Source organism: Streptococcus sp. 959 (genome assembly GCF_013277075.1).
Classification (GTDB): Bacteria; Bacillota; Bacilli; order Lactobacillales; family Streptococcaceae; genus Streptococcus; species Streptococcus pseudopneumoniae_C.
In genome coordinates, this window is sequence record NZ_VMMF01000016.1 from 54,798 (window position 1) to 79,288 (window position 24,491).

Sequence of the window (24,491 nt, forward strand, 5' to 3'; positions counted from 1 at the left end):
GATTATGGGATACTACTTCCCTACCAGTATATAAATCAGAATAGTTAAATCATAGTCATCCGTTTATGAACCGTACCTAACGAATCAAGACAGACTAATAGCCACATAACAAAAAAACGTTTTGAAACATTTTTTTGACTGTGATTTCTTTAAATGCATTTTTTCCTAAGGTAAATCATTCCCTGCAGCGATGTAAATTTCATACCATTCTTTTCTTGTTAAGTTAAAGTTTGTCGCTTGGCTAGCTTCTATCAAATGCTTAGGATTTTTTGTACCTACGACTGCCTGCATTTTTGCTGGATAACGCAATATCCAAGAAATGGCAATAGTTGAAGGGGTTACTCCATATTTAAAAGCTAAACGATCAAGTACTTGATTTAAAGCTTGAAATTTCTCATTGCCGACAAAATTCCCTTTGAAATATCCGAACTGCAAGACTGACCAGGCCTGAATAACCATATCGTTTAATTTGCAGTATTCAAAGACGCTTCCATCACGCAAAGCTGCCTTGTTTCCTTCCATATTGACATGAAATCCTGCTTCAAAACCAGGTGTGAAAGCTGCACTTAATTGTAATTGATTGATAGATAGAGGTTGTTTGACTTCTTTCTTCAGCAATTCCATCATCATGGGATTTTGGTTGGACACACCAAAGTCTCGAACTTTACCTGATTTTTGTAGAATTTCAAATGCTTGAGCCACTTGATCAGATTCCATCAAAGCATCTGGTCGATGAAGAAGCAAGCTATCTAAATAATCAACCTGCAATCTTTCTAAAATCCCATCAACTGATTGTAATATATACTCTTTTGAAAAATCAAAATAGGTAAATTCTTCTATGCGAATACCACATTTTGACTGAATCCACATCTTTTCTCTTAAATCTGGACGATTTTTTAGGACAAGACCTAACAGTTCTTCACAACGACCACGACCATATATATCAGCCGAGTCGAAAGCATTGATTCCAACAGAAAGTGCTGTTTCTACAAGCTCTTCAACTTCTTTTACAGACTTATCTTTGATTCTCATCATTCCGAGAACAATTTCTGATAATTCTTTGTCATCTTGACCAAATGGAATGTATTTCATGGCAATTTCCTCCGTTTTTCTTCATTATAAAGCAGAATGACACTTTTATCAACTGCTACCTAAAAAAAGAAAAGAACCAGTTCAAACTGGTCCTTTTAAATCTTACCCAATCACACTTCCGTTTGGCACAGCTGGATCAACTGTAAGAAGGGTTAATTGTCCATCATGTTCAGCTGAGAGAATCATCCCTTGACTGACATATTTCTTCATCATTTTACGTGGTTTGAGGTTAGCAACGATTTGAACTTTTTTGCCGACCAATTCTTGTTCGTTTGGATAGTACTTAGCAATCCCTGAGAGAATTTGACGGTCTTCACCATCACCAGCATCCAAGCGGAATTGAAGCAACTTATCAGAGCCTTCTACTTTAGACACTTCTTTGACTTCTGCGACACGAATTTCAACCTTGTCAAAGTCCTCAAACTTGATTTCTTCTTTGTTAAGTTTGAGTTCTACTTCGTCTGGATTCCATTCTTTTGCAACTGCTGGTTTGTTGCCTTCCATTTGTTCCTTGATATAGACAATCTCTTCTTCCATGTCCAGACGTGGGAAGATTGGTGTTCCTTTGACAACTACTGTTACACCCTCAGGGAAATTAGCCAAACTCAAGTTCTCAAGGCTCGCTACTTCTTCCAATCCAAGTTGTGCCAATACAGCGCGACTAGTTTCCATCATAAATGGCTCAATCAAGTGAGCTACGACACGAAGACTGGCTGCCAAGTGGCTCATAACACTTGCCAATTGGTCACGAAGTGCTTCATCCTTAGCCAAGACCCATGGAGCTGTCTCGTCGATGTATTTATTAGTACGGGAGATAAGCGTCCAAACTGCTTCAAGGGCACGTGGGTAGTCAACTGCTTCCATGTGTGTATGGTAGTCAGCGATTGATTCAGCAGCTACTTGAGCAAGAGCATTGTCAAATTCTGTCACACCTTCCACATAGGCTGGAATTTGCCCATCAAAGTACTTGTTAATCATAGAAACCGTACGGTTGAGGAGGTTTCCAAGGTCATTGGCCAATTCGTAGTTGATACGGCCTACATAGTCTTCTGGAGTAAAGGTTCCGTCTGAACCAACTGGAAGGCTACGCATGAGGTAGTAACGAAGCGGATCCAGTCCGTAACGCTCTACCAATATTTCAGGATAGACCACATTCCCTTTAGACTTAGACATTTTGCCGTCTTTCATGACAAACCAACCATGGGCAATCAAACGATCTGGCAATTTGATATCCAACATCATAAGAAGGATTGGCCAATAGATTGAGTGGAAACGAAGGATGTCTTTCCCCACCATATGGAAGACTGTTCCATTCCAGAACTTGTCAAAGTTACCATGTTCATCTTGACCGTAGCCAAGAGCTGTCGCATAGTTAAGAAGGGCATCAATCCAAACATAGACAACGTGTTTTGGATTAGATGGTACTGGAACACCCCATGTAAAGGTTGTACGAGAAACTGCCAAATCCTCTAAACCTGGCTCGATGAAGTTGCGCAGCATTTCATTAAGGCGACCATCTGGCGTGATGAATTCAGGATGGGCTTTGAAAAATTCGACCAAACGATCTTGGTATTTGCTGAGGCGGAGGAAGTATGATTCTTCAGATACCCATTCCACTTCGTGACCTGATGGAGCGATACCGCCAGTCACATTTCCAGCTTCGTCACGGAAAACCTCCGCAAGCTGGCTTTCTGTAAAGAATTCCTCATCTGAGACTGAATACCAACCAGAATATTCACCCAAGTAAATATCATCTTGAGCAAGCAAGCGTTCAAAGACCTGCGCCACTACTTTTTCATGGTAATCATCAGTTGTACGGATAAATTTATCGTATGAGATATCTAGTAATTGCCAGAGTTCTTTGACTCCAACTGCCATCCCATCAACATAGGCTTGAGGTGTGATACCAGCTTCTTCAGCTTTCTGCTGGATTTTCTGACCATGTTCATCAAGACCTGTCAAATAAAAGACATCGTAGCCCATGAGACGTTTGTAACGAGCTAGGACATCACAGGCGATGGTTGTGTAGGCAGAACCGATATGAAGTTTACCAGATGGATAGTAAATCGGCGTTGTAATATAAAAATTCTTTTCAGACATAATTTTTCCTTTCCAGGCAAATGAAACCTGTTTTTCTAATACTTCATTATATCACATTTTTAATAAATTTCGATAGGGAAATCCATACAAAAACAAGATAGACAAGTGTCCATCTTGTTGATCTTATTCATAACGAAGGGCTTCGATTGGATCAAGTTTAGATGCTTTGTTGGCTGGTAAAACCCCAAAAATCATACCAACACTAGCCGAAACTGCAAGACTAAATAGGGCAACTGGAATTGATACTCCCACCTCTATACCCGCAATCAAACCTTGTAAAAGTATACCAGCTATAGCGGTTAATCCTGTCGCAATTGTCAAACCAATAACTCCACCTAGCAAGGTCAAAATCATGGATTCAATCAAAAACTGAATTAAAATATTAGCACGTGTCGCACCCAAAGCCTTACGGAGACCAATCTCACGGGTACGCTCTGTCACCGAAACAAGCATAATGTTCATAACACCAGTCCCTCCAACAAAGAGAGAAATTCCTGCGATGGCACTAATAATCGTAGTTATAAATCCAAAAAGTTGTTGTACTTCTTGGAAGGCTGCAGTCGCATCTGCCACCTGATACTCTCCTTGTTGAAGACTAGCAATTTCGGTCATTTTTCTAGCTAATTCTGGTCCTACAGTTGGTGTCAAACTGGTATCATTAACTCGGAAAACAATATCAGAAATTTCATCCATATTGAAGTTATTGGCAAGAGAAATATTAGTCGTAATGGGAAGTCCACCAATACCAAATGTCTTGACAGCCTTGGCTTCATCGCTAGTATAGACACCAATGACACGATAACTAAAGCCACCAACATCTATAATCTTGTTAACAGCTTCTTGAGCAGATCCAAACAGACTGTTAGCAAGTTCCTGGTCTAGCAAAATGACACTGGCCACATCTTTATAATCCTGAGCTATAAGACTACGACCTGCAACAATTTCATTTTCAACCGCCTTCATGTAAGTAATATTTCCACCTGTCAAGCTAGCGCGCTCAACCTTTTTATCTTTATAAGACAGGGTCGTATTTGTCGAGTTGGTTACATAGTAACTATCTACACCCTTAAGTTTGGCCGCCTCCTTAACCCAAGCTTCTTGCGGTTTTGGTGGTTCCACAGGAACATCCTCTTCTTTCCCAGAAACTGTCAAAGCTGATTGTTTTTGGGTAAAAGAACCGTCTTTACTTTTAATAGGCGAGAAAAAGACATGGATATTCTTCTGTGACTTGGTCATGTTTTTATTAACCTGACGAGACATGGAATCTCCCAGAGCCATAATCACAACAACTGATGAAACACCAATGATAATCCCAATCATAGTGAGAAAAGAGCGCATCTTGTGGGCCATGATAGATGAAAAGGCAAATTTCAGATTCTGCATCTTAGTTTTCCTCCCTTTCTAACTGCGCACTGTCAGACGAAATAACTCCATCTCGAATGACAATCTGGCGTTTAGCATAAGCAGCGATTTCAGGCTCATGCGTTACCATGATAATGGTTTTTCCTTCTTTATTTAGTTCAACCAACAGTTGCATAATTTGGTTCCCTGTTTTGGTATCCAAGGCTCCTGTCGGTTCATCCGCTAGGATAATAGAAGGATTGTTTACCAAGGCACGCGCGATAGCTACACGTTGCTTTTGACCTCCAGATAATTCCGAAGGTAAATGGTGACTGCGTTCTGTCAACTCAACCTTATCTAAATATTCCTCAGCTAACTTGCGACGTTTTGAAGCTGAAACTCCTGCGTAAATCAAAGGCAATTCTACATTTTGCAGAGCATTGAGTTTAGATAGAAGAAAGAACTGCTGAAAGACAAAGCCGATTTGTTGGTTGCGAACCTTAGCTAGTTGTTTTTCACCTAGCCCCGCTACTTCTTGACCTTCAAGATAATACTCTCCACTGCTTGGTGTATCCAACATGCCAATGGTATTCATGAGAGTAGACTTACCAGAACCAGATGGTCCCATGATGGCAACAAATTCACCCTCATTCACTTCTAGATTGATATTTTTGAGTACCTGCAGTTCTTGATCACCATTACGGTAGCTTCTGCAGATATTTTTTAAACTAATTAGTTTCTTCATCAGCCTTCACCTCTTTTCCTTCCTCTAGAGAAGACGTCGGGTTACTGATGACCTTGACTCCATTTGTCAGACCTGAGGTGATTTCTTGGTTGTCTGCATCAGCATTTCCCAAACCAACTTCGACTTTCTTGGCCTTTTTCTGCTCGTCAAGTACCCAGACATAATTCTTATCATTTTCAATCACAACACTTGTTAAAGGAACCAGAATAGCTTTAGTCTTGTTCTTCACCTCAACACTTACAGAAAATCCTTGTTTCAAGTTACCGATTTCACTTGTAACATCGATGGTATATGGATATTTAGAACCAGAATTACCAGTTGCTGCGGCAGCCGCTGCACTTGCTGCTTCACCATTGTTTTTAGGGTAGTCAGAAATGTAGCTAATCTTACCAGTCCAGCTCTTATCTTGGTAAACTTTAGAAGTAAAGGTTACTTCTTGTCCTACAGAGAGGTTGGCAAGGTTATATTCAGATAGTTCCCCCTTAACTTGCAAGTTTTCATTGCTAACGACATGAACTACCACCTGGCTAGCTCCTGTTGGAGATTTAGAAACATTGCGGTTGACTTCGACCACAGTTCCCTCTAGGGTACTGAGAACCGTCATTGCATCCAACTGACTTTGAGCCTTGCTTAATTGCGCTGCTGCATCTGCACGAGCATCACGAGCATCACCTAATTGTGCATCAATAGATGACACTGAATTTCCTGAGACTGGAGCTGGAGTTTGGGCTGCAGCTCCTTCGCCTCCTGCTGGTGTTGGCAATTGTAGAGCTGGAGCTGAAGCGGCTTCATTGCGTGCTTGGTTGAGTTCGTTGATATGGCGATCTGCCTTCGCAACTGCTCGACTCGCTGAATCATAGGCCGCCTGTGCTTCTGAACTACTGTACTTAACTAAAGCCTGTCCTTCACTAACCTTATCGCCCACAGAAACAAGGATTTCATCTAAATCTCCTTTGCTAGCATCAAAATAAACATATTGTTCATTTTTTGCTGTTACTGTCCCTGACAATAAAACAGAAGATGCCACGCTTCCTTCTTTAGCAACAACAAGATGAGTTGGCTCATCTTTTACAGCGGTTTGAGAAGGTTGTCTAAAGAGCAAAATGCCCCCAGCCCCCAATACAACTACACTTGCAGCACCAATTGCTGCATACAATTGCCACTTTTTAGCCTTACGATTCTTTTTCATAATGAAACTCCTTTTTTGATTTAAAGTCCTTAACAATATTATACAAAAATTCCCAAATATAAACAATAACAGTTCAGAACGAAATAATGACATTTCAGGATTTAATTATTGTTCGGAATTTATTTTTGTTGTTATTGTACTAGATATATAATACACTTTATTTTCCCTTTTTGCAAGCCTTTTCTTTAATTTTTTTGGACGTAGCAGATTTTTGCAATCACATCAAAAAAAAGATAGAATATGACTATCAAAAAATGACACTCTACTATTTAAAAGAGTACAAAGGAGTTTTCAATGAGAGAATACGATATCATTGCTATCGGTGGAGGTAGTGGAGGAATTGCTACCATGAACCGTGCTGGTGAACACGGAGCCAAAGCAGCCGTTATTGAGGAAAAGAAACTAGGTGGAACCTGTGTCAACGTCGGCTGTGTTCCTAAAAAAATTATGTGGTACGGGGCGCAAATCGCTGAGACTTTCCATCAATTTGGAGAAGACTACGGCTTTAAGACTACTGATTTTAACTTTGACTTTGCAACCCTACGTCGCAATCGTGAAGCCTACATTGATCGCGCTCGTTCTTCTTATGATGGCAGTTTTAAACGCAACGGCGTAGACCTGATTGAAGGCCATGCTGAATTTGTAGATTCTCATACTGTCAGCGTAAATGGTGAACTGATTCGTGCTAAACATATCGTGATTGCTACTGGTGCCCATCCAAGTATTCCAAATATTCCTGGTGCTGAACTAGGTGGTTCTTCTGATGATGTATTTGCCTGGGAAGAATTGCCAGAGTCAGTTGCTATTCTAGGCGCTGGTTATATCGCTGTTGAATTGGCTGGCGTACTCCACACCTTTGGTGTCAAGACAGATCTCTTTGTTCGTCGCGACCGTCCTTTACGTGGTTTTGATTCTTACATCGTTGAAGGTCTGGTCAAGGAAATGGAAAGAACAAACTTGCCACTTCATACTCACAAAGTACCTGTCAAGTTAGAAAAAACTACTGATGGCATTACCATTCATTTCGAAGATGGTACTAGTCATACAGCTAGCCAAGTTATTTGGGCTACAGGTCGCCGTCCAAACGTTAAGGGCTTGCAACTTGAAAAAGCTGGAGTAACTCTGAACGAACGTGGCTTTATCCAAGTGGATGAATATCAAAATACTGTTGTTGAAGGAATCTACGCTCTAGGTGATGTAACAGGTGAAAAAGAACTGACTCCAGTTGCTATCAAGGCTGGACGTACTTTGTCTGAACGTCTCTTTAACGGAAAAACAACTGCAAAAATGGACTACTCAACTATTCCAACTGTTGTCTTTTCACACCCTGCTATCGGAACTGTTGGTTTGACAGAAGAGCAAGCTATTAAAGAATACGGTCAAGACCAAATCAAGGTTTATAAATCAAGCTTTACTTCTATGTACTCTGCTTGCACTTGCAACCGTCAAGAAACTCGTTTCAAATTGATAACAGCTGGTTCAGAAGAAAAAGTTGTCGGACTTCATGGAATTGGCTACGGCGTTGATGAAATGATTCAAGGATTTGCCGTTGCTATCAAAATGGGAGCAACCAAAGCAGACTTTGATGCAACTGTGGCGATTCACCCAACTGCATCTGAAGAATTTGTAACTATGCGTTAATCGAAATAAAAGAAGCAGAGCAAAAAACACTTCTAAATATCAAAAATCGAGTATTGCCGTAGTTGGAGATACTCGTTTTCTTATGTTTTATTTTATAGTATGTTGAAATAAGATATGCAAAAATCAATTAACAAACCATAACAAAATATAAGGATTATAACACAATCATTTATTCTTTTCTTTAAAAGATTCATATATTTTTTTATATAACTCTTTCATATCTTTTTTCTGAGAATTCAACTCTTCACTACCGTAGTCAAAATTTGCTACTACAAATCCCTCGTCAGCATTAGAAAAAGTAAAAAATTCTATTCCAATGAGTTTATTATGCTTAGAGTCCTCAATAGTGTCTCCTAAATTATTATTAAATTGCTTCACTTCTTCTTCACGAACTCCGAACCCCGCAGCAGCTCCATTTGCAATGATGTTTGAAAATACTTCTTCTGAAGACGCTACTTCTTTCACAGTTATGATATATGTAGCTTCTTCCGTTTCTACTTGTTTCACTTTATTCCATTTTTCTGTATCACTAGAAGAAAGCGTATAGACTATTAACTCCAGTGTTGGTTTATTGGTATTTTCTTTTGTGATCATTTGTTTTCCAAAGAAGAAAATGGCAAGCATTCCAGCTACAAAGATCAAAGCAATATAAATTATCTTTTTCATACATTATCCCCTATATCTTTCATATCAATGATCACATCAACTTCGTTATAGACAGCTGGATCATGCGTCGCTATAATGACATATTTATCTTCATCTCTTTCATTCAATAATAAACGAATAATTTCTTTTCCAATCTCACCATCTAAAGCTCCTGTAGGCTCATCTGCTAAGATAATTTTACGTGGTTTCATTAACATTCTGGCAATAGCTACACGTTGAGCCTGCCCTCCAGACAATTCATATATTTTTTGATGTAAATAGTCACTTGACAGTCCTACTTTTTCAAGTACATCAGTTATTGTTTTTTTGTCTTTAGTGATAAGTTTCAAATTATCATATACTGTTTTGTTATCTATTAAAGAATAATTCTGAAATACATATCCAACAGTATTTTTAAAAAAAGTTCTTTCTTTTATCTTCCAAATATCTTGTTTATCAACTAAAACATTCCCACTGTCAATTTTTTCTAATCTTCCTATAATATTAAGAAGGGTACTTTTACCAGAGCCAGAACCTCCAATCAATGCATAACTTTTTCCAGATTCAAATTTTAAATTTAAGTCTGTAAAGATCTTTTTTGAGCCGAAACTTTTTGAAACGTTCAAAAGGTCAATTGTCATGTTTCATCTCCTTTTAAAATTTTAGTGTAGCTTTCAGATAATTTTCTAAAACTCATGATTATTGACAACATCAAAACGAGCAGAGAAGCAAGACCAATATATAGCAACTCTATTTGACCTGTCATAAGAAATGTAAATAGGATAACGATTGTAATAGTCATCATAAAATACTTGAGACTTGAAATTGCTATATATGTTTTTGACAGACCTAAAATGATTTTCTTCACATATTCATTCTGTTTTAGGGTAATATAAAGTTGGACATATTGATAAATGAGTATAAAGACAATACTGTAAATTATCTTCTGCAAAATTTGTGAAAGTAGAATTTGGTGCTCTAAGGACTGGATCTTTAATTTCACAATTTGGTAAACATCTACTGGATTCATTGAAACATTCAACTGGGTAGCCATTTCATTTATTTTATTTACCGCCTCAGGACTAAAAAGAGACTTAGTTGTTATATTACTAGCCAAAGAAAACTTGTTGTTTTCAATCATTTTGTCCGTATCTAACACAACAACAATGTTATCTGTGCTATCTGCTACACTTGCCATTGGTAAAAGCTCTTTCATTTTATGATTATCATCAGCATCTTCATTGAAATAAAAAATTTTATCACCATCAGGAATTATTTGTACTGCAATTTCTTCTTTTGTATAGTTTGTTCCAATAAATTGTTCTGCTACAACTGTATTCTCAATAGATTTCTGATTTTCTTTCCATTTCTCAGGAATATAAATGGTTGCTATCTTATTATCTAAAAGATGATAGTTTGTTCCATTCACTTTATTTTGTAGGTTAGCACCTGTTTGATTGATATAAATCAACTCTTTATTTATTTCTGGATTCGTTATTCCGTCATTTTCTAATTGTTTAGAAAAATTTTCCATAACATGTGAAGTTTTCATGAAATCTGGAACATATGCTGAGGATCGATCTATATATAAATAATCTAAGTTTTTTAAGGAAGCAGCTATCTGTAGATACTGACCATCCGAATCATTAACTTCTCCATTTTTAGTAGAGTTACTTTCAATTCCAAGGAACTCAATCCTTCTCCAGTCTTTTACTGTGTCCCATGGTACTAAATTCTGTATCTGAATGTTAATACTGGATTGACTACTCTTTGTTTCTTGTAAAAAAACTCCTGAGATAAGGATAATAATCGAAATAATGGCAAGCCATACGACAAAAATAAGTTTATTTTTTGCCTTGTTTTTAATAATTTCAATAGGCTTTTCAACCTGAATCGTCAACCAAAATAAAACAAAGGTGATGAGATCAATGATTTGAAATAGTATAAAATTCGTTAAAATCAGAGAGAAAAATAACTTAGAACTATAGGTGAAGAAACCATTTCCCAAAAAAGAACTGTAAGAAATCATCAATAAAGCCATCATAATCAGTTCAAAAATAAGAGAAATACCATAATCTCTTCTTAGATCGTATACAGGCAATCCCAAAGAACGACGTATCACTCCTTCTTTAATCTGCTTCGTTCTAACAACAAATAACACAACTAATAAAGTTAAGTAAATTGAACCCATTAACAGTATTCTTAAAGTTCCAGTAAATTGTAAGATTCCTCCTATATACCAAGGATAAGCCATATATACTGTTTGCAACCCCGTCATCGTAAGTGGTTTCAAACTATCTATATCCATTTTCCCAAGGGTGTAATACATCCCTATTATTGGTGTTGACTTTAATTGTTCATTATTTACATCATCAAAATTTACATACCTCAACTGACCCGAACTCTGAACGATGGGCTTGTAAATGGTAACCTTTTCCGATTTTGATAAATCACGAACCATTTCGTATATTTCGTTATTTGAAAGATTGCTTTTTCCTTGAATAGAAAAAGCACCATCAATTGGTAAAGGTATGGGCATTTCTGTATCGCTAATAGTGACCCAACCAATTGCAGCAATCAAACAGAAGAAGAATCCAATGATACATAATTTTAATTTCATAAGCAATTACCATATTACAAGAGACCCTATTTTATAATTGGGTCTCTTGTTTTCATAAATTATTTTTAAAATCTATAATAATCCCAATATGCATTTAATCGAACATCGCTCCAAGATTTTGTAGCACTTGAATATGCCCATCCATAATCTTGTTTATCCTGAGCTTTAACTGTTCCCCAAAAATTCGTTACTGAAGATTTTGAACCAATATTATCTGGAGAACTAACAAAGTAATTCGAATAACCAGAGTTATCATTTACACCATATTCCCATACATCAATAATGGGACTTGGAGCAGGGTGTGCTGTAGTTGCACTAACAATACTAGCTACAGTAGCAAAGCTAAAACTTAAAACACTTGCGACTAGAAAAACAGATGCTTTCTTGTTAATTCTTTTTTTCATTTTACTTCTCCTTTAATTAAAATATTTGATGAAGAATAAGCAACAGTCCCCTTTTTAGTCCATCCATATTACTTTAATATGAATTGATTATATTTAGGTTTTTAATCACCGTTATGGTATCTAGAGTCGTTAAAATATCTCATAACTACCCCTCCTTTTAAAATTGAACACATATAAATGTATCCGTTTACATTTATTAATGTAGCACTTATTTTTTAGTTTGTCAAGTATTTATAGTATATTTTTTATGTATAAAATGGGATTATCTATATATAAAACTGATTTACAAATCGATAAAAAACAATTATCAAATTTCTCTTGTCAATCAAATCGGCCGTTACAGTTTTTTGTTACCCATGTTACTTAAACAGGTTGACAATAGTGTTGATTTAAGTATAATAGTTACTATATATCAGAAAAGAGGTTAACTATTTTGAAAAAAGCTCACGTTTATGCTGTCCCTGCTATTGGAGCTGCTCTCATTGCTATTTTGGCACAAATCAGTCTTCCAATTGGACCCGTCCCCTTCACTCTACAAAACTTTGCAATCGGCTTGATTGCTACTGTCTTTAGACCGAGAGAGGCTGTACTTTCTGTTGGACTCTATCTTCTTCTAGGTGCTATCGGTCTTCCTGTCTTTGCAGGAGGTGGAGCTGGTTTTCAGGCGTTGGTTGGCCCTACTGCAGGCTATCTTTGGTTTTATCTCGTTTACTCTGGACTTACTTCCTCTCTAACCAACAGCAAGAGTGGGATTGTCAATATTTTTCTTGCAAACCTCTTGGGTGATGCCCTTGTCTTTGTAGGCGGGATTCTCAGCTTACATTTTCTTGCTGGAATGGCATTTGAAAAAGCTCTTGTTGTGGGTGTTTTTCCCTTTATTATTCCAGACCTTGGTAAACTTCTTGCTATTAGTCTTATTAGTCGTCCCCTACTTCAACGCCTTAAAAATCAGGCTTACTTTACTAACTAAAAAAGGATATCGAGTTATCATGACTCAGTATCCTTTTCTTTTATTTTGAAAATTTAGTTTCCTTTAAAGGCATCCACCATCGTTTGAAATTCTTCATTTGAGAGAGTAATCCCTTTGCCCATTTTAGTATGGTCTGGACTCCAAGCACGAATATCAAACTTTGCAGGGGCACCATTAAAGCTTACACGGTTAATTTCCTTGGTCCAACCTTTTTCGTTTTCAGAAAGAGTCAACAAGTGCTCTTCGATTTCAAATGTAAATTCTGCCATTTTCTTCTCCTTTTTTAGCTTTCATTTGATTATTCGTAAAATCTTGTAGATTTTAGGAAAATTTTATATAATATTGATATAAAAGAAGGGAGGCCAATATGAGACATAAATTCCAGCAAGTTCTAGATAAAATACATGACTTTTTAAATGGACATGACCAAGCTGACCAGACTGAAACCAACTCCCTTACAGCCACTATTGAAGAGGCTATCCAGAAACAAACCGCTGTTCACCTTATCTTGTCTGAGGCAAGCTTTACAGGTGACATCATCAAATACGATCAACAGCGCCAGCAAATTATCGTGAAAAATTTTGCCAAAAATGTGACCCGTATTATCCGTATAAGCGATATTCAACGCCTGCGATTTGTCCCTTCAACTGTCCAAACAGCCCAAAAAAATAGATTTAAGAAAGAGTGAGATGTCTACCTTCATCCCACTCTTTTTTCTTAGCGAATTTGTTCAAAATGCAAATGAACAGCGATATGATCTCCATAGCCACTTCTTTCCAAATCTCGTTGTAAACGATAGGAAATGTAGTGTTCTGCAATGGTAATGTAACCTGCACCCAATAAACGGTGTTCAACCATAGACTGAATCATGCTAATGGTAGCACGTTCCACCTTGGCTTCTTCCAAGTCCAAAACGACTTTCTTTGTGACTTGAGCAAGGTTTTGACGCAAATCATCTGTCAATACATAAACAGTTTGGGCTGCCTTCAAGATGGCTTGGTAAATCTTATCTGGATTAAATTCAGCAATTTCTCCATCACGTTTGATTACTTGCATAGGTTTCTCCTTTATTCTTTGTTTTCTTTAATTTCTGCCAGCATTTTTTCTCCTTCTGCTGTCAGTTGATAGTGTTCAAGCAAATCCGGTCTGCGTTCGTAGGTTTTCTTCAAACTCTCGTACAGGCGCCACTGACGGATCTTTTCATGATGTCCGCTCATCAGAACATCTGGCACGACCATGCCTCGATAATCATAGGGACGTGTGTACTGAGGATATTCGAGAAGTCCTGATGAAAAGCTATCATCTTGGTGACTCGATTCCTTACCAATCACTTCTGGAATCAAGCGAACAGTCGCATCAATCATGGTCATAGCCGCAAGTTCTCCACCAGTCAAGACATAATCACCGAGGGAAATTTCGTCTGTCACTAGAGTCTTGATTCGCTCATCATAGCCCTCGTAGTGCCCGCAGATGAAGATAAGTTCTTCTTCTTTTGCCAAATCCTCAGCATAAGCCTGATCAAACTGCTTACCAGCTGGATCTAAGAGAATCACGCGAGGATTCTTCTTTTCAATGGCATCAAAAGCATCGAAAATGGGTTGGGCTCGAAGCAACATGCCCTGACCACCTCCATATGGTTCGTCATCAACATGACGGGCCTTTTCAGCGTATTCTCGAAAATTATGATACTGGATATCCAAGAGCCCTTTTTCTCGAGCCTTTCCAACGATGGAGTGTTCTAGTGGAGAGAACATCTCTGGAAAGAGGGTTAAAATATCAATCTTCATCGTCTAACCCTTCTAAGATTTCCACATCGACGCGGTTATTTGGAATATCAACATTGAGAACCACTGGTGGGATATAAGGCAAGAGCAAGTCACGTTTGCCTTTTCGCTTGACCACCCAGACATCGTTGGCACCTGGTTGCAGGATTTCTTTGATGGTTCCAATCAAGTTATCACCCTCATAGACTTCCAAACCGATAATCTCGTGATAGTAGAATTCACCATCATCTAAATCGTTTAAATCTTCCTCAGCAACCTTGAGACTGTATCCCTTGTACTTTTCAATCGCATTGATATGGTACATATCTTTGAATTTAATAATGTCAAAATTCTTCTGTTTACGGTGACTAGCGATGGTCACTGTTTGGACAAACTGATCTTTTTCATCAAACAAGGCCAGCTCAGCCCCTTTTTTAAACCGTTCTTCTGCAAAATCCGTCACAGACAAGACTCGCATCTCACCCTGCAAACCCTGCGTATTGACGATTTTCCCAACATTAAAGTAGTTCATCTTGTCTCCTGTAGTCTCCTTCTTTCCATCTTATTATGACAATTCTCGAATAATAGTCGCAATTTTTTCGGATTCTGACCACTGTAAATAATGGTGATTCCCTCCTAAAATGAGTTTAGTATTGGAAGTCCAATATTCTGATTCTCTGTACTCTTTTTCTCTATAAGCCTGACAAAAAATAAATACAGGGGTATAAGCTTCTATCGACAAATTCTCAAAATCTTCCTCAGTAATCTCTCCAGATATCTGAAATCCTGAATCTTGCTTTTCCAACTCTGAGCCTTTTTCTTGCATTATTGCCCAGATTTCTTTATTAATTTCAGGGCTAAATGTCTCTTGAGTTAAATTCTTAAAATACAATTCAGGACCACACTCGTCAATCAGACTCATCTGCTTTTCCATTTCTGGATAAGGATTTTCTGAAAAATCAGCAAACATGACTTTTTTAGTTGTCGGTTCAATTGCTACTAAAGCCTGACACTTAATTGGTTTCTTGAGTAATTTGCAAGCTAAAATTCCACTCAAACTATGTGCACAAAGTATATATTCAGAAATCGCCAATTCTTCAAGTACTTTACAAACCGCATCAGCAAGATTATCTAGATTTTTTCCAGCTTGGTCATGAATCGGACTCCTACCTGTGTTCGGAAAATCAATAGTCAAATAACCAATTGTAGGAGGAAGTTTTTCAAGTATAAGTGAAAAATTTTCATAACTTGGTAGTAAACCTGCGCCATTTAGACAAACTAGCATTTTCTTTTGCTTTTGATAAGTAACAGAGAGACTACCAATTTCTGTAGATACTTCAATCCTCTTCATAAAGAAATCCACTCGTTCTATATAATGAATTACTAAAAATCCTTATCCTTTATTTTATCACGTTCCAAGGATTTTCTCAAGTTGGAGGAAGGGGACATCAATTCTCCTTCACCTTCAAAAATCCTTCCAAATAATGTTTATGTTGGTAGTTAACGGCTGCGGTTTTGTCTTTCTCAAAGATGCTTCTAGTTAGATCAATATGCTTGATAGCCGCGATTGCAAGATCATGGTGAAGAATATCGGCTACGTTCTTTAGTAAGTTCCTCATTCGAATCCTATCCCTTCTTGTCGACTAGAGCGCCTATTCAAAACCTCAGCTACTTCTCCGATTTCCTCCACTAACTTCATAAAGAGACCTCCCTCAGTTCGAGACTACTGGTAATGTTCGAGTAATACTCTTCGAAAATCAAATTCAAACTACGTCAGCTTCACCTTGCCGTACTCCAGTACAGCCTGCAGCTAGCTTCCTAGTTTGCTCTTTGATTTTCATTGACTATAACTAGTCTTGTATTGTCTAAACGTTAAATCCTTTATATCCTGCTCCTTGCAAAAAAAGCGAGACATTCGTCCCGCCCTTCTTATTTTTCGTCAATAACGATTCTTACTTTTTTGTCTTCAGTTGGGACAGAGTAGACAATCGTTCTTATCGCAGAAATAGTGCGACCCTTACGACCGATTACACGACCCACATCGCTTTGATCAAGATCCAAATGATATTCCAAAAATTCTGGTGTATCTTCAATCTTGATAGTTAAGGCATCTGGTTGTGAAATCAAGGGTTTCACAATCGCAATAATGAGATTTTCAATCGTATCCATCTGTCAACCTACTTTAAACTTATTTTGAGAATTTAGAATCGTGGAATTTTTTCAATACGCCTTCTTTTGAAAGGATGTTGCGAACTGTATCTGAAGGTTGAGCTCCATCAGCCAACCATGCAAGAACGCGGTCTTCTTTCAAAATTACTTGGTTTTCAGCAACAAGTGGGTTGTAAGTTCCAACTGTTTCGATGAAACGTCCGTCACGTGGTGAACGTGAATCTGCTACGTTGATACGGTAGAAAGGTTTTTTCTTAGAACCCATACGAGTCAAACGGATTTTAACTGCCATTTTTAAAGTCTCTTTTCTTATTTTTTATTTCGGTGAAATAGCTGAGCTATTTATCACATGTTCTATTATAGCAGATTTCTATCAGGTGTCAAGAAAAAAACTTGACAGATTCTGAAATTTTTAAACCATTTAAAAATTTGTTATAACTTTAAAGAAAAACCAGAAAGAGAATGTCATGAATGCTATTGTAGAAACACTTTATAAAGACCAACAAGTCAAGCCCTTCATCTCTCCTGAACGTGATTTGGATGCCTGGCTCCTAAATCCCAAGCCAGTTCCCAAGAGAAATATCGAGGATCTTAAGAACGATATCTACTAATTAATTTATAAAATATGAATTAATAGATTCTAAATAGGGGAATAATTTAGTTCTGTAAAAATTAATTTCTACACCTACAAAGCTTATTCTTAGACTTTATAACAGTCTAAGAATAAATAGAGATTCATACAGTATCTAGATTTTCCAAAAATTTTTTATAATCAAATATTATTAACGAAACTATCCAAATCAAATCCGATGATTGCTTCAAATAATTCTTTAGTTGTTTGACTAGCGAGGGCTTTTATTAAAAAATTTTTTCAAATAATTACCACATTGACACATAAAATTCTTGCTTTCTAAATTTAAGTGTGATATATTTATAACATAACATTTAAATGTTATATATTTATAACAAAAAAAGGAGTCTATCATGAAAAAAAGTCAAAAAATGCGTGGCCTCATTGCAGTGATTGCCGTAGCTCTCTTTATTGATTTTATTGTTTTATTTGGTTCTAATCTTAGTTGGGGACCCAAGTTAGTTATTACTGGTATTTCAGTGCAATGTCAAATTGTAGCTATTTGGAGCTGGCTACATATGAAACTATGGTCTCATAAAAGTCAGAAAGGTAAGGGGAAGACTATTTTTGACTTGTCTGCTAAGCTTTACACGATACTTTTGTTTGCAGCAAGCATTTTTTATACAGTAGGAATTTGGGTTGCTACCCCTAGCGTAAGTTCTGGTATTAAAGAATGGATTTTGGGAATTAGCCTCGTTATTGAAGTGATTGTATTTGGTTTTTTCTCTTTGAAAAATGTCAAGGAAACTCCGGACGAACGCTTTTATGCTAATTTAGCAAAGGCAGCTAGCTTGTTGTTTGTTTTTATACTAGGCGCACTGATGATCCTAGCAGTTATCATTGGGTATATGGGGTCTCTCACTCTTTACATGGGACAGATATTTATTAGCATAGCTGTCTTGATTTGCATCTTTGCGGTTGTCTATTTTATCTTGGAACGTAGAGGATAAGCATGGCCAAAGAAAGCAAGATTATTACTAATCTCAAATCTGTTCGTGAGTCCACAGGCATGACCCAGCAGGAGTTAGCCGACCTCATCGGCATGCGACGCGAGACAATTCTGCACTTGGAAAATAACCGTTACAATCCTTCGCTGGAGATGGCTCTTAAAATTGCTCAAGTTTTTAATCTGAAAGTAGAAGACCTATTTGAACTCAGACAGAAAGAGGAAGCATAATTCTTTTCGAGACCTAGTATTAAGTTCATTGATTAATTAGGAATTGAGTCCAAAAGAAAAAATCTTTTGAAAATGTGCTCTTTTAAAATATAGTAATTCTTTCGAATTAACGTTTTGAGAATTGTGATGCCTTACGAGCTTTCTTAAGATCTGGTTTCCTAAATACTTTGAGTACACTTATGGCATTGATGCCCCTAAACACCTAAAAACTCTGGTAGGAAAAGGTTATGCAGTCATTGAAACAGCTTTTGACTCACTTGATCATCTCAATGCTACTATGAAAAAGAATATTCTGAAAAGCAAGGGAATTACAGGACTATCTAAGATGAAGGCTGCCGATCTGGACCAAACCCTTCATGACAACTTTTCAGAAGAAGAATTAGCAAGTCAATTTTCAATTCGTGGCTACAAATTGACTCCAAAGGGGGAACAGATACTGGAACAATACCAGGACATTATCGATCGTCATCCAAAGAAAAAATCTCTAATCAAGTGATTTTTTGGTTGATTTTCTCTAAAACTACCTTATCACTAACATTTGAAATCCCCTTCCTTTTAGGGTACAATGGTAGAAATGAATTTTTGAGAGGATCAGAATGAAAAAATTAGCAACCCTTCTTTTACTATCAACTATAGCCCTTGCTGGATGTAGCAGTATCCAACGTAGTCTGCGTGGTGATGACTATGTTGATTCCAGTCTGGCTGCTGAAGAAAGTTCCAAAGTAACTGCCCAATCTGCCAAGGAGTTAAACGATGCTTTGACAAACGAAAACGCCAATTTCCCACAACTATCTAAAGAAGTTGCTGAGGACGAGGCTGAAGTCATTCTCCACACAAGTCAAGGAGATATCCGTATTAAACTCTTCCCTAAACTCGCTCCTTTAGCGGTTGAAAACTTCCTCACTCATGCCAAAGAAGGCTACTATAACGGCATTACCTTCCACCGTGTTATCGATGGCTTCATGGTTCAAACTGGAGATCCAAAAGGAGATGGTACAGGTGGTCAGTCCATCTGGCATGACAAGGATAAGACTAAAGACAAGGGAACTGGTTTCAAAAACGAGATTACTCCTTATCTCTATAACATCCGTGGTGCCCTTTCTATGGCTAATACTGGTCAACCAAACACCAATGGTAGCCAATTCTTCATCAACCAAAACTCTACAGATACCTCTGCTAAACTCCCTACAAGCAAGTATCCAAAGAAAATCATCGAAGCCTATAAAGAAGGGGGAAACCCTAGTCTAGATGGCAAACACCCAGTCTTTGGCCAAGTGATTGACGGTATGGATGTTGTAGATAAGATTGCTAAAGCCGAAAAAGATGAGAAAGATAAACCAACGACTGCTATTACTATCGACAACATCGAAGTGGTGAAAGACTATGATTTTAAATCATAAAAACCAAAAAAATACAGTATCCACATTCGGTACTGTATTTCTTTTACTCTCATTCTTAAGTTAAATTATTAAAATCCCAGATTTGGTCCATCCAGCCTTCATAGAAGTCTGGTTCGTGGCAGACCATAAGGATAGATCCCTTATATTCTTTGAGAGCGCGTTTGAGTTCATCCTTGGCATCCACATCCAAATGGTTGGTCGGCTCGTCCAGCACTAAAACATTGTTTTCACGATTCATCAAGAGACAGAAACGGACCTTGGCTTGTTCCCCACCTGACAAGACCTGAATTTGACTTTCAATATGCTTGGTTGTCAAACCACAACGAGCAAGGGCTGCACGAACTTCTGCTTGGTTAAGTGCAGGAAAGGCATTCCAGACAGCTTCAAGAGGAGTTTGGCGATTACCGCCTTCTACTTCCTGTTCAAAGTAGCCAAGTTCTAGGTAGTCACCGCGTTCCACTTCCCCAGCGATTGGCGGAATAATGCCCAATAGAGACTTCAATAGAGTTGTTTTACCGATACCATTGGCACCGATAATAGCAACCTTTTGATTGCGTTCAAAGGTAAGATTTAAAGGCCTGGTCAGAGGACGGTCATAACCAATTTGCAAATCCTTGGCTTGGAAAATAAAGCGCCCTGGTGTACGAGCCGGTTTGAAATCAAAGGATGGTTTTGGTTTCTCACTTTGCAGTTCGATAATATCCATCTTATCCAATTTCTTCTGACGGGACATGGCCATGTTTCGTGTTGCAACACGCGCTTTGTTTCGAGCAACGAAGTCTTTGAGGTCGGCAATTTCTTTCTGCTGACGTTCGTAGGCTGCCTCTAGCTGAGATTTCTTCATGGCATAGACTTCTTGGAACTGGTAGTAGTCACCAGAATAACGCGTCAGCTGTTGATTCTCCACATGGTAGACAATATTAATCACGTCGTTCAGGAATGGAATATCGTGTGAAATGAGAACAAAGGCATTCTCATAGTTTTGGAGATAGCGCTTGAGCCAGTCAATATGCTCAGCATCCAAGTAGTTGGTCGGCTCGTCCAACAGCAAGATATCAGGCTTTTCAAGGAGGAGTTTAGCCAAAAGTACCTTGGTTCTTTGCCCACCTGACAAAGAAGTTACATCCGTATCCATGCCAAAGTCCATGACACCAAGAGCACGCGCTACTTCGTCAATCTTAGCATCCAAGGTATAGAAATCACGACTCTCTAAACGGTCTTGAAGTTCACCAACTTCTTCCATGAGAGCATCAACATCCGCTCCATCTTCAGCCATTTCCATATAGAGGTCATTGATTCGGACTTCTGCTTTAAAAAGCTCATCAAAAGCTGTACGGAGCACATCGCGAACAGATTGACCTTCAGCAAGGACGGAGTGCTGATCCAAGTAACCGGCAGTCACATATTTGGACCACTCAACCTTCCCTTCATCTGGCAGCATTTTACCAGTCACGATGCTCATAAAGGTTGATTTTCCTTCACCATTGGCACCGACCAGGCCGATATGTTCACCCTTGAGGAGACGAAAGGACACATCTTCAAAAATTGCACGGTCACCAAAACCGTGACTCAGATTTTTAACTTCTAAAATACTCATTTTAATTCCTTATCTTGTTTTTATACTCTTCGAAAATCAAATTCAAACCACGTCAGCTTCACCTTGCCGTACTCAAGTACAGCCTGCGGCTAGCTTCCTAGTTTGCTCTTTGATTTTCATTGAGTATTATGTAATCGTTTATAAAGTAGCCAAGCCAAATAGCCACCCAAGGTATTGGTCCACAAATCATCAATCTCAAAGACGCGATTGAAATCAAAGAAAAAATCTAAGACTAACTGCGTACACTCAATTCCAAGACTCACTAGAAAACTGAAAAAAAGAACTCTTTTTGTTTTCCTTAAATTTGGAAAGAGATAAAGGAGTTGGAAAATCAGAGGAAAAAGCAAGAAGACATTGAGGATATTTTGTAAAAAAATCCAATATAATTGTCCCATATCACCCACTTCACCCAGTTTCCAAAGAGAATTGAAAGGAGTCAAAAGAAAAACCAGGCGATCAAGATGCTGAATACCTGGAGTTTCCACTCCCACGGGAGAATGTTCTTGAGGAGTAAAACAAAAGTAGACGATACAAATGCTATAGAAAATGACTCCCAAGACCAAAATATGATTATGAGTTTTCTTCATCATTACGGATTGACTGCGGCGACTGCTTTCTGGCGGTCACGTTTCATTGTATTAGAACGCAATTGTCCACAAGCTGCATCAATATCAGTTCCATGCTCTTGACGAACAACACAGTTAACCCCTTTTTTCTTAAGCGTATCATAGAAGGCCATCACGCGCTCTTTAGGACTGCGGCTATATTGGTCATGCTCACTAACCGGGTTATAAGGAATCAAGTTTACATAAGACAATTTCTTGATATTCTTGAGCAATTCAGCCAATTCCAAGGCTTGTTCTACACCGTCATTGACTTCATTGAGCATGATGTATTCAAAGGTCACACGACGGTTGGTTGTCTCAATATAGTACTCAATAGCAGCAAAGAGTTTTTCAATCGGAAAGGCACGGTTAATCTTCATGATGCTTGAGCGCAATTCATTGTTGGGTGCGTGAAGTGACACGGCAAGATTGACCTGAACTCCTTCATTAGCAAAATCACGAATTTTATGGGCCAAACCTGAGGTTGAAACCGTAATGTGACGAGCACCGATAGCCATTCCCTTGTCATCATTGATGGTACGAACGAAATTCAAGACATTGTTATAGTTATCAAAAGGCTCACCGATACCCATGACAACGATATGGCTGACGCGTTCATCCTGACCACGCTCATCAAAGTATTTCTGAACCAGCATGATTTGCGCTACGATTTCACCGTTATTGAGGTCACGTTGCTTCTTAATCAAACCAGAAGCACAGAAGGTACAACCGATATTACAGCCGACCTGAGTGGTCACACAGACTGACAAACCATAGTGTTGGCGCATAAGTACAGTCTCTATCAACATACCATCTGGCAATTCAAAAAGATATTTAACTGTCCCATCAGCAGACTCTTGAACAATACGTTGTTTCAAGGGATTGACCACAAACTGGTCATTAAGCTTCGCAATCAAATCCTTAGAAAGGTTGGTCATTTCTTCAAATGACTGGACACGTTTACGGTAAAGCCATTCCCAGATTTGGTCTGCACGGAATTTCTTTTCTCCCTGCTCCAAAACCCATTCCTGCATGGTTTGACGTGTTAAACTATAAATTGACGGTTTCATTTCTTCTCCTTATTCTCTACTCACTTCTGACGAATGACAAAATGACGTTGCCCCTTGTCCTCTTTCTGAGAATGCTGGTCTTTCTGACGACGTCTATTTTTCTTATCTGCATTCGGTTTTCGTTTGATTTGAGCCGGTTTCTTTCCTTTTTTAGAAGGCTGGTCTTCTTCCTTCTTACGCATTTTCTTGTCAAATGATGCTCGCTTAGGAGCTTCATTTTCTAGGACAAAATAGGCACAACCATAACTACAATACTCTAAAAGGTAGTCTTGTAAACGACTGATTTTTTCAAGTTTTTCTTCTGTTCGATCATCCTTGTAAAAACCTCGTAGGCGAAGCTGTTCGTTGCTCCAGTCCCCCACGATATAATCAAACTTGGTTAAGACTTCTGAAAAACGCTGATTAAAAGCCGTCACATCAAAGGCATCCTTGATATTTTCCACCAAGGAAAAAGCTATCCCCTCCGTTTCAACCTTGTCCCCGTGTAAATGAAACTCAGGACCAGGAAACTTGTTATAGTTGTATAATTCAGGTGCAATTTCTTTTCGCATAGATATCCTTTTTCCACGATTACTTAATACTTTATTCTACCATAATTTCTAGCAGTTAGCACGTTTCTCATAAAAATGAAAAAAGTCTGACGATTTTGTCAGACTCGAATCATATAACCTAAAAAAGAGAAGAACCATTCTTCCCTCCATATACCATTATTTAGCGGCTGCGTACAATTCATCTACTTTGTTCCAGTTGATTACTGAAAAGAAAGCTTTGATGTAGTCAGGACGCACGTTGCGGTATTTCACGTAGTAAGCATGTTCCCAAACGTCCAAGCCCAAGATTGGTTTTTTACCTTCTGAGATTGGTGTGTCTTGGTTTGCTGTTGAAGTCACTTCAAGTTTACCTTCTTTGTTGACAACCAACCATGCCCATCCTGAACCGAAACGAGTTGTTGCTGCTGCAGTAAAGGCTGCTTGGAATTCTTCAAATGAACCAAATGTTGCATCGATTGCTGCTGCAAGTTCTGCTGAAGGAGCTGTTTTCTCAGGAGTCATCAATTCCCAGAAAAGAGCGTGGTTCAAGTGTCCACCACCATTGTTGATAAGCGCTTGACGGATATCAGCTGGAATAGATTCTACATCAGCAAGCAAAGCTTCAAGGTCTTCACCGATTTCAGGGTGTTTTTCTAGAGCTGCATTAGCATTGTTGACATAAGTTTGATGGTGTTTGTCATGGTGCAAGTGCATTGTTTCCGCATCGATGTATGGTTCCAAAGCGTCGTATGCATATGGAAGATCTGGTAAGATAATAGCCATCTGTAATACCTCTTTTTCT

General features: G+C 38.3%; 29 protein-coding genes and 1 pseudogene. 8 read left to right on the plus strand and 22 right to left on the minus strand.

From position 1 onward, the window contains the following. Window positions 1-165: 165 nt before the first annotated feature. The 5 genes from HT717_RS05360 to HT717_RS05380 all read right to left on the minus strand — a co-directional run bounded on the left by HT717_RS05360 (window position 166) and on the right by HT717_RS05380 (window position 6,470). Window positions 166-1,092 carry an aldo/keto reductase gene (locus HT717_RS05360; protein ID WP_049541332.1) on the minus strand — a complete coding sequence of 309 codons (927 nt, stop codon included), beginning with the start codon at window positions 1,090-1,092 and terminating at the stop codon, window positions 166-168. A 102-nt stretch (window positions 1,093-1,194) separates the two neighbouring features. Continuing rightward, window positions 1,195-3,192: a methionine--tRNA ligase gene (gene metG, locus HT717_RS05365; protein WP_049541330.1), complete on the minus strand. Its 1,998-nt coding sequence runs from the start codon at window positions 3,190-3,192 to the stop codon at window positions 1,195-1,197. Between the two features lie 123 nt (window positions 3,193-3,315). Further along, a complete protein-coding gene (locus HT717_RS05370; protein WP_049541329.1) occupies window positions 3,316-4,575 on the minus strand; it encodes an ABC transporter permease in 1,260 nt (419 codons plus the stop codon). A 1-nt stretch (window position 4,576) separates the two neighbouring features. Beyond that, complete coding sequence (locus HT717_RS05375; protein ID WP_049541327.1) at window positions 4,577-5,278, minus strand: ABC transporter ATP-binding protein; 702 nt, start codon at window positions 5,276-5,278, stop codon at window positions 4,577-4,579. Continuing rightward, window positions 5,262-6,470, minus strand: a complete 1,209-nt coding sequence (locus tag HT717_RS05380) for an efflux RND transporter periplasmic adaptor subunit (protein WP_049541352.1) — start codon at window positions 6,468-6,470, stop codon at window positions 5,262-5,264. Before HT717_RS05380 ends, HT717_RS05375 begins: the two co-directional genes overlap by 17 nt. Window positions 6,471-6,761: 291 nt before the next feature. Between HT717_RS05380 and gor the strand changes: the two genes are divergently transcribed. Beyond that, complete coding sequence (gene gor, locus HT717_RS05385; RefSeq protein WP_173304627.1) at window positions 6,762-8,108, plus strand: glutathione-disulfide reductase; 1,347 nt, start codon at window positions 6,762-6,764, stop codon at window positions 8,106-8,108. A gap of 165 nt (window positions 8,109-8,273) precedes the next feature. Here the strand turns inward: gor and HT717_RS05390 are convergent, their stop codons facing one another. The 4 genes from HT717_RS05390 to HT717_RS05405 form a co-directional block, all read right to left on the minus strand. Then, window positions 8,274-8,774, minus strand: coding sequence for a hypothetical protein (locus tag HT717_RS05390; RefSeq protein ID WP_000721122.1), 501 nt, complete (start codon window positions 8,772-8,774; stop codon window positions 8,274-8,276). Then, entirely contained in the window at window positions 8,771-9,394 is a 624-nt protein-coding gene (locus HT717_RS05395) for an ATP-binding cassette domain-containing protein (RefSeq protein WP_000151033.1), read from the minus strand. The genes HT717_RS05390 and HT717_RS05395 overlap by 4 nt, the downstream gene beginning before the upstream one ends. Then, complete coding sequence (locus tag HT717_RS05400) at window positions 9,391-11,373, minus strand: ABC transporter permease (RefSeq protein ID WP_033677480.1); 1,983 nt, start codon at window positions 11,371-11,373, stop codon at window positions 9,391-9,393. The genes HT717_RS05395 and HT717_RS05400 overlap by 4 nt, the downstream gene beginning before the upstream one ends. Window positions 11,374-11,438: 65 nt before the next feature. Further along, window positions 11,439-11,777 (minus strand): hypothetical protein, encoded by a 339-nt coding sequence (locus tag HT717_RS05405; RefSeq protein ID WP_000746106.1) that lies wholly within the window; start codon window positions 11,775-11,777, stop codon window positions 11,439-11,441. Between the two features lie 433 nt (window positions 11,778-12,210). On the opposite strand from HT717_RS05405, the gene HT717_RS05410 reads away from it, so the two are divergent. Next, window positions 12,211-12,747 carry a biotin transporter BioY gene (locus HT717_RS05410; RefSeq protein WP_173304629.1) on the plus strand — a complete coding sequence of 179 codons (537 nt, stop codon included), beginning with the start codon at window positions 12,211-12,213 and terminating at the stop codon, window positions 12,745-12,747. Between the two features lie 53 nt (window positions 12,748-12,800). Here HT717_RS05410 and HT717_RS05415 read toward each other — a convergent pair whose 3' ends face one another. After that, window positions 12,801-13,016 carry a YdbC family protein gene (locus HT717_RS05415; RefSeq protein ID WP_000807422.1) on the minus strand — a complete coding sequence of 72 codons (216 nt, stop codon included), beginning with the start codon at window positions 13,014-13,016 and terminating at the stop codon, window positions 12,801-12,803. Window positions 13,017-13,114: 98 nt separating this feature from the next. On the opposite strand from HT717_RS05415, the gene HT717_RS05420 reads away from it, so the two are divergent. Then, complete coding sequence (locus HT717_RS05420; protein WP_173304631.1) at window positions 13,115-13,435, plus strand: hypothetical protein; 321 nt, start codon at window positions 13,115-13,117, stop codon at window positions 13,433-13,435. A 29-nt stretch (window positions 13,436-13,464) separates the two neighbouring features. Here the strand turns inward: HT717_RS05420 and HT717_RS05425 are convergent, their stop codons facing one another. The 7 genes and pseudogenes from HT717_RS05425 to rpsP all read right to left on the minus strand — a co-directional run bounded on the left by HT717_RS05425 (window position 13,465) and on the right by rpsP (window position 16,971). Further along, complete coding sequence (locus HT717_RS05425; protein ID WP_001196040.1) at window positions 13,465-13,803, minus strand: ATP cone domain-containing protein; 339 nt, start codon at window positions 13,801-13,803, stop codon at window positions 13,465-13,467. An 11-nt stretch (window positions 13,804-13,814) separates the two neighbouring features. Further along, window positions 13,815-14,534: a tRNA (guanosine(37)-N1)-methyltransferase TrmD gene (gene trmD / locus HT717_RS05430; RefSeq protein WP_173304633.1), complete on the minus strand. Its 720-nt coding sequence runs from the start codon at window positions 14,532-14,534 to the stop codon at window positions 13,815-13,817. Further along, the gene (rimM, locus tag HT717_RS05435) at window positions 14,524-15,042 is read right to left on the minus strand and encodes a ribosome maturation factor RimM (protein WP_001105892.1); all 519 of its coding nucleotides are present in this window, start codon (window positions 15,040-15,042) and stop codon (window positions 14,524-14,526) included. The genes trmD and rimM overlap by 11 nt, the downstream gene beginning before the upstream one ends. A 33-nt stretch (window positions 15,043-15,075) precedes the next feature. Continuing rightward, window positions 15,076-15,861: an alpha/beta hydrolase gene (locus HT717_RS05440; protein ID WP_173304635.1), complete on the minus strand. Its 786-nt coding sequence runs from the start codon at window positions 15,859-15,861 to the stop codon at window positions 15,076-15,078. A 97-nt stretch (window positions 15,862-15,958) separates the two neighbouring features. Beyond that, window positions 15,959-16,266 (minus strand): annotated as a pseudogene (locus HT717_RS05445) (MazG nucleotide pyrophosphohydrolase domain-containing protein); the annotation flags it as partial. Between the two features lie 173 nt (window positions 16,267-16,439). Continuing rightward, entirely contained in the window at window positions 16,440-16,679 is a 240-nt protein-coding gene (gene kphA, locus HT717_RS05450) for an RNA-binding protein KphA (RefSeq protein WP_000379617.1), read from the minus strand. Window positions 16,680-16,698: 19 nt separating this feature from the next. Beyond that, the gene (gene rpsP, locus HT717_RS05455; RefSeq protein WP_173304637.1) at window positions 16,699-16,971 is read right to left on the minus strand and encodes a 30S ribosomal protein S16; all 273 of its coding nucleotides are present in this window, start codon (window positions 16,969-16,971) and stop codon (window positions 16,699-16,701) included. Between the two features lie 175 nt (window positions 16,972-17,146). On the opposite strand from rpsP, the gene HT717_RS05460 reads away from it, so the two are divergent. The 5 genes from HT717_RS05460 to HT717_RS05480 all read left to right on the plus strand — a co-directional run bounded on the left by HT717_RS05460 (window position 17,147) and on the right by HT717_RS05480 (window position 19,887). Then, window positions 17,147-17,290, plus strand: coding sequence for a hypothetical protein (locus HT717_RS05460; RefSeq protein WP_173304638.1), 144 nt, complete (start codon window positions 17,147-17,149; stop codon window positions 17,288-17,290). A 373-nt stretch (window positions 17,291-17,663) separates the two neighbouring features. Continuing rightward, window positions 17,664-18,260, plus strand: coding sequence for a DUF3796 domain-containing protein (locus tag HT717_RS05465; RefSeq protein WP_173304639.1), 597 nt, complete (start codon window positions 17,664-17,666; stop codon window positions 18,258-18,260). A gap of 2 nt (window positions 18,261-18,262) precedes the next feature. After that, window positions 18,263-18,487, plus strand: coding sequence for a helix-turn-helix transcriptional regulator (locus HT717_RS05470; RefSeq protein ID WP_001041097.1), 225 nt, complete (start codon window positions 18,263-18,265; stop codon window positions 18,485-18,487). A gap of 277 nt (window positions 18,488-18,764) precedes the next feature. Next, window positions 18,765-18,983 carry a hypothetical protein gene (locus HT717_RS10095; RefSeq protein ID WP_345890443.1) on the plus strand — a complete coding sequence of 73 codons (219 nt, stop codon included), beginning with the start codon at window positions 18,765-18,767 and terminating at the stop codon, window positions 18,981-18,983. Window positions 18,984-19,083: 100 nt separating this feature from the next. Beyond that, on the plus strand, window positions 19,084-19,887 hold the full coding sequence (locus HT717_RS05480; RefSeq protein WP_173304641.1) for a peptidylprolyl isomerase: 804 nt from the start codon (window positions 19,084-19,086) through the stop codon (window positions 19,885-19,887). 55 nt (window positions 19,888-19,942) lie between these two features. Here HT717_RS05480 and HT717_RS05485 read toward each other — a convergent pair whose 3' ends face one another. From HT717_RS05485 to sodA, 5 genes are all read right to left on the minus strand, one after another. Beyond that, window positions 19,943-21,484 carry an ABC-F family ATP-binding cassette domain-containing protein gene (locus tag HT717_RS05485; RefSeq protein ID WP_173304643.1) on the minus strand — a complete coding sequence of 514 codons (1,542 nt, stop codon included), beginning with the start codon at window positions 21,482-21,484 and terminating at the stop codon, window positions 19,943-19,945. Between the two features lie 116 nt (window positions 21,485-21,600). Continuing rightward, complete coding sequence (locus HT717_RS05490) at window positions 21,601-22,074, minus strand: VanZ family protein (RefSeq protein ID WP_173304645.1); 474 nt, start codon at window positions 22,072-22,074, stop codon at window positions 21,601-21,603. Further along, window positions 22,074-23,159, minus strand: coding sequence for a 23S rRNA (adenine(2503)-C(2))-methyltransferase RlmN (rlmN, locus tag HT717_RS05495; protein WP_000804762.1), 1,086 nt, complete (start codon window positions 23,157-23,159; stop codon window positions 22,074-22,076). Before rlmN ends, HT717_RS05490 begins: the two co-directional genes overlap by 1 nt. A 20-nt stretch (window positions 23,160-23,179) precedes the next feature. Next, window positions 23,180-23,710, minus strand: a complete 531-nt coding sequence (locus HT717_RS05500) for a YutD family protein (protein ID WP_173304647.1) — start codon at window positions 23,708-23,710, stop codon at window positions 23,180-23,182. A 156-nt stretch (window positions 23,711-23,866) separates the two neighbouring features. Continuing rightward, window positions 23,867-24,472: a superoxide dismutase SodA gene (sodA, locus tag HT717_RS05505; RefSeq protein WP_000974733.1), complete on the minus strand. Its 606-nt coding sequence runs from the start codon at window positions 24,470-24,472 to the stop codon at window positions 23,867-23,869. Window positions 24,473-24,491 lie beyond the last annotated feature (19 nt).

Excerpts from the sequence above, each read along its gene's own strand:
- HT717_RS05360 (WP_049541332.1), bottom strand. The coding sequence starts at position 1,092 with ATGAAATACATTCCATTTGGTCAAGATGACAAAGAATTATCAGAAATT.
- metG (WP_049541330.1), bottom strand. The coding sequence starts at position 3,192 with ATGTCTGAAAAGAATTTTTATATTACAACGCCGATTTACTATCCATCT.
- HT717_RS05370 (WP_049541329.1), bottom strand. The coding sequence starts at position 4,575 with ATGCAGAATCTGAAATTTGCCTTTTCATCTATCATGGCCCACAAGATG.
- HT717_RS05375 (WP_049541327.1), bottom strand. The coding sequence starts at position 5,278 with ATGAAGAAACTAATTAGTTTAAAAAATATCTGCAGAAGCTACCGTAAT.
- gor (WP_173304627.1), top strand. The coding sequence starts at position 6,762 with ATGAGAGAATACGATATCATTGCTATCGGTGGAGGTAGTGGAGGAATT.
- HT717_RS05390 (WP_000721122.1), bottom strand. The coding sequence starts at position 8,774 with ATGAAAAAGATAATTTATATTGCTTTGATCTTTGTAGCTGGAATGCTT.
- HT717_RS05395 (WP_000151033.1), bottom strand. The coding sequence starts at position 9,394 with ATGACAATTGACCTTTTGAACGTTTCAAAAAGTTTCGGCTCAAAAAAG.
- HT717_RS05400 (WP_033677480.1), bottom strand. The coding sequence starts at position 11,373 with ATGAAATTAAAATTATGTATCATTGGATTCTTCTTCTGTTTGATTGCT.
- HT717_RS05405 (WP_000746106.1), bottom strand. The coding sequence starts at position 11,777 with ATGAAAAAAAGAATTAACAAGAAAGCATCTGTTTTTCTAGTCGCAAGT.
- HT717_RS05415 (WP_000807422.1), bottom strand. The coding sequence starts at position 13,016 with ATGGCAGAATTTACATTTGAAATCGAAGAGCACTTGTTGACTCTTTCT.
- HT717_RS05420 (WP_173304631.1), top strand. The coding sequence starts at position 13,115 with ATGAGACATAAATTCCAGCAAGTTCTAGATAAAATACATGACTTTTTA.
- HT717_RS05425 (WP_001196040.1), bottom strand. The coding sequence starts at position 13,803 with ATGCAAGTAATCAAACGTGATGGAGAAATTGCTGAATTTAATCCAGAT.
- trmD (WP_173304633.1), bottom strand. The coding sequence starts at position 14,534 with ATGAAGATTGATATTTTAACCCTCTTTCCAGAGATGTTCTCTCCACTA.
- rimM (WP_001105892.1), bottom strand. The coding sequence starts at position 15,042 with ATGAACTACTTTAATGTTGGGAAAATCGTCAATACGCAGGGTTTGCAG.
- HT717_RS05440 (WP_173304635.1), bottom strand. The coding sequence starts at position 15,861 with ATGAAGAGGATTGAAGTATCTACAGAAATTGGTAGTCTCTCTGTTACT.
- kphA (WP_000379617.1), bottom strand. The coding sequence starts at position 16,679 with ATGGATACGATTGAAAATCTCATTATTGCGATTGTGAAACCCTTGATT.
- rpsP (WP_173304637.1), bottom strand. The coding sequence starts at position 16,971 with ATGGCAGTTAAAATCCGTTTGACTCGTATGGGTTCTAAGAAAAAACCT.
- HT717_RS05460 (WP_173304638.1), top strand. The coding sequence starts at position 17,147 with ATGAATGCTATTGTAGAAACACTTTATAAAGACCAACAAGTCAAGCCC.
- HT717_RS05465 (WP_173304639.1), top strand. The coding sequence starts at position 17,664 with ATGAAAAAAAGTCAAAAAATGCGTGGCCTCATTGCAGTGATTGCCGTA.
- HT717_RS05470 (WP_001041097.1), top strand. The coding sequence starts at position 18,263 with ATGGCCAAAGAAAGCAAGATTATTACTAATCTCAAATCTGTTCGTGAG.
- HT717_RS10095 (WP_345890443.1), top strand. The coding sequence starts at position 18,765 with ATGAAAAAGAATATTCTGAAAAGCAAGGGAATTACAGGACTATCTAAG.
- HT717_RS05480 (WP_173304641.1), top strand. The coding sequence starts at position 19,084 with ATGAAAAAATTAGCAACCCTTCTTTTACTATCAACTATAGCCCTTGCT.
- HT717_RS05485 (WP_173304643.1), bottom strand. The coding sequence starts at position 21,484 with ATGAGTATTTTAGAAGTTAAAAATCTGAGTCACGGTTTTGGTGACCGT.
- HT717_RS05490 (WP_173304645.1), bottom strand. The coding sequence starts at position 22,074 with ATGATGAAGAAAACTCATAATCATATTTTGGTCTTGGGAGTCATTTTC.
- rlmN (WP_000804762.1), bottom strand. The coding sequence starts at position 23,159 with ATGAAACCGTCAATTTATAGTTTAACACGTCAAACCATGCAGGAATGG.
- HT717_RS05500 (WP_173304647.1), bottom strand. The coding sequence starts at position 23,710 with ATGCGAAAAGAAATTGCACCTGAATTATACAACTATAACAAGTTTCCT.
- sodA (WP_000974733.1), bottom strand. The coding sequence starts at position 24,472 with ATGGCTATTATCTTACCAGATCTTCCATATGCATACGACGCTTTGGAA.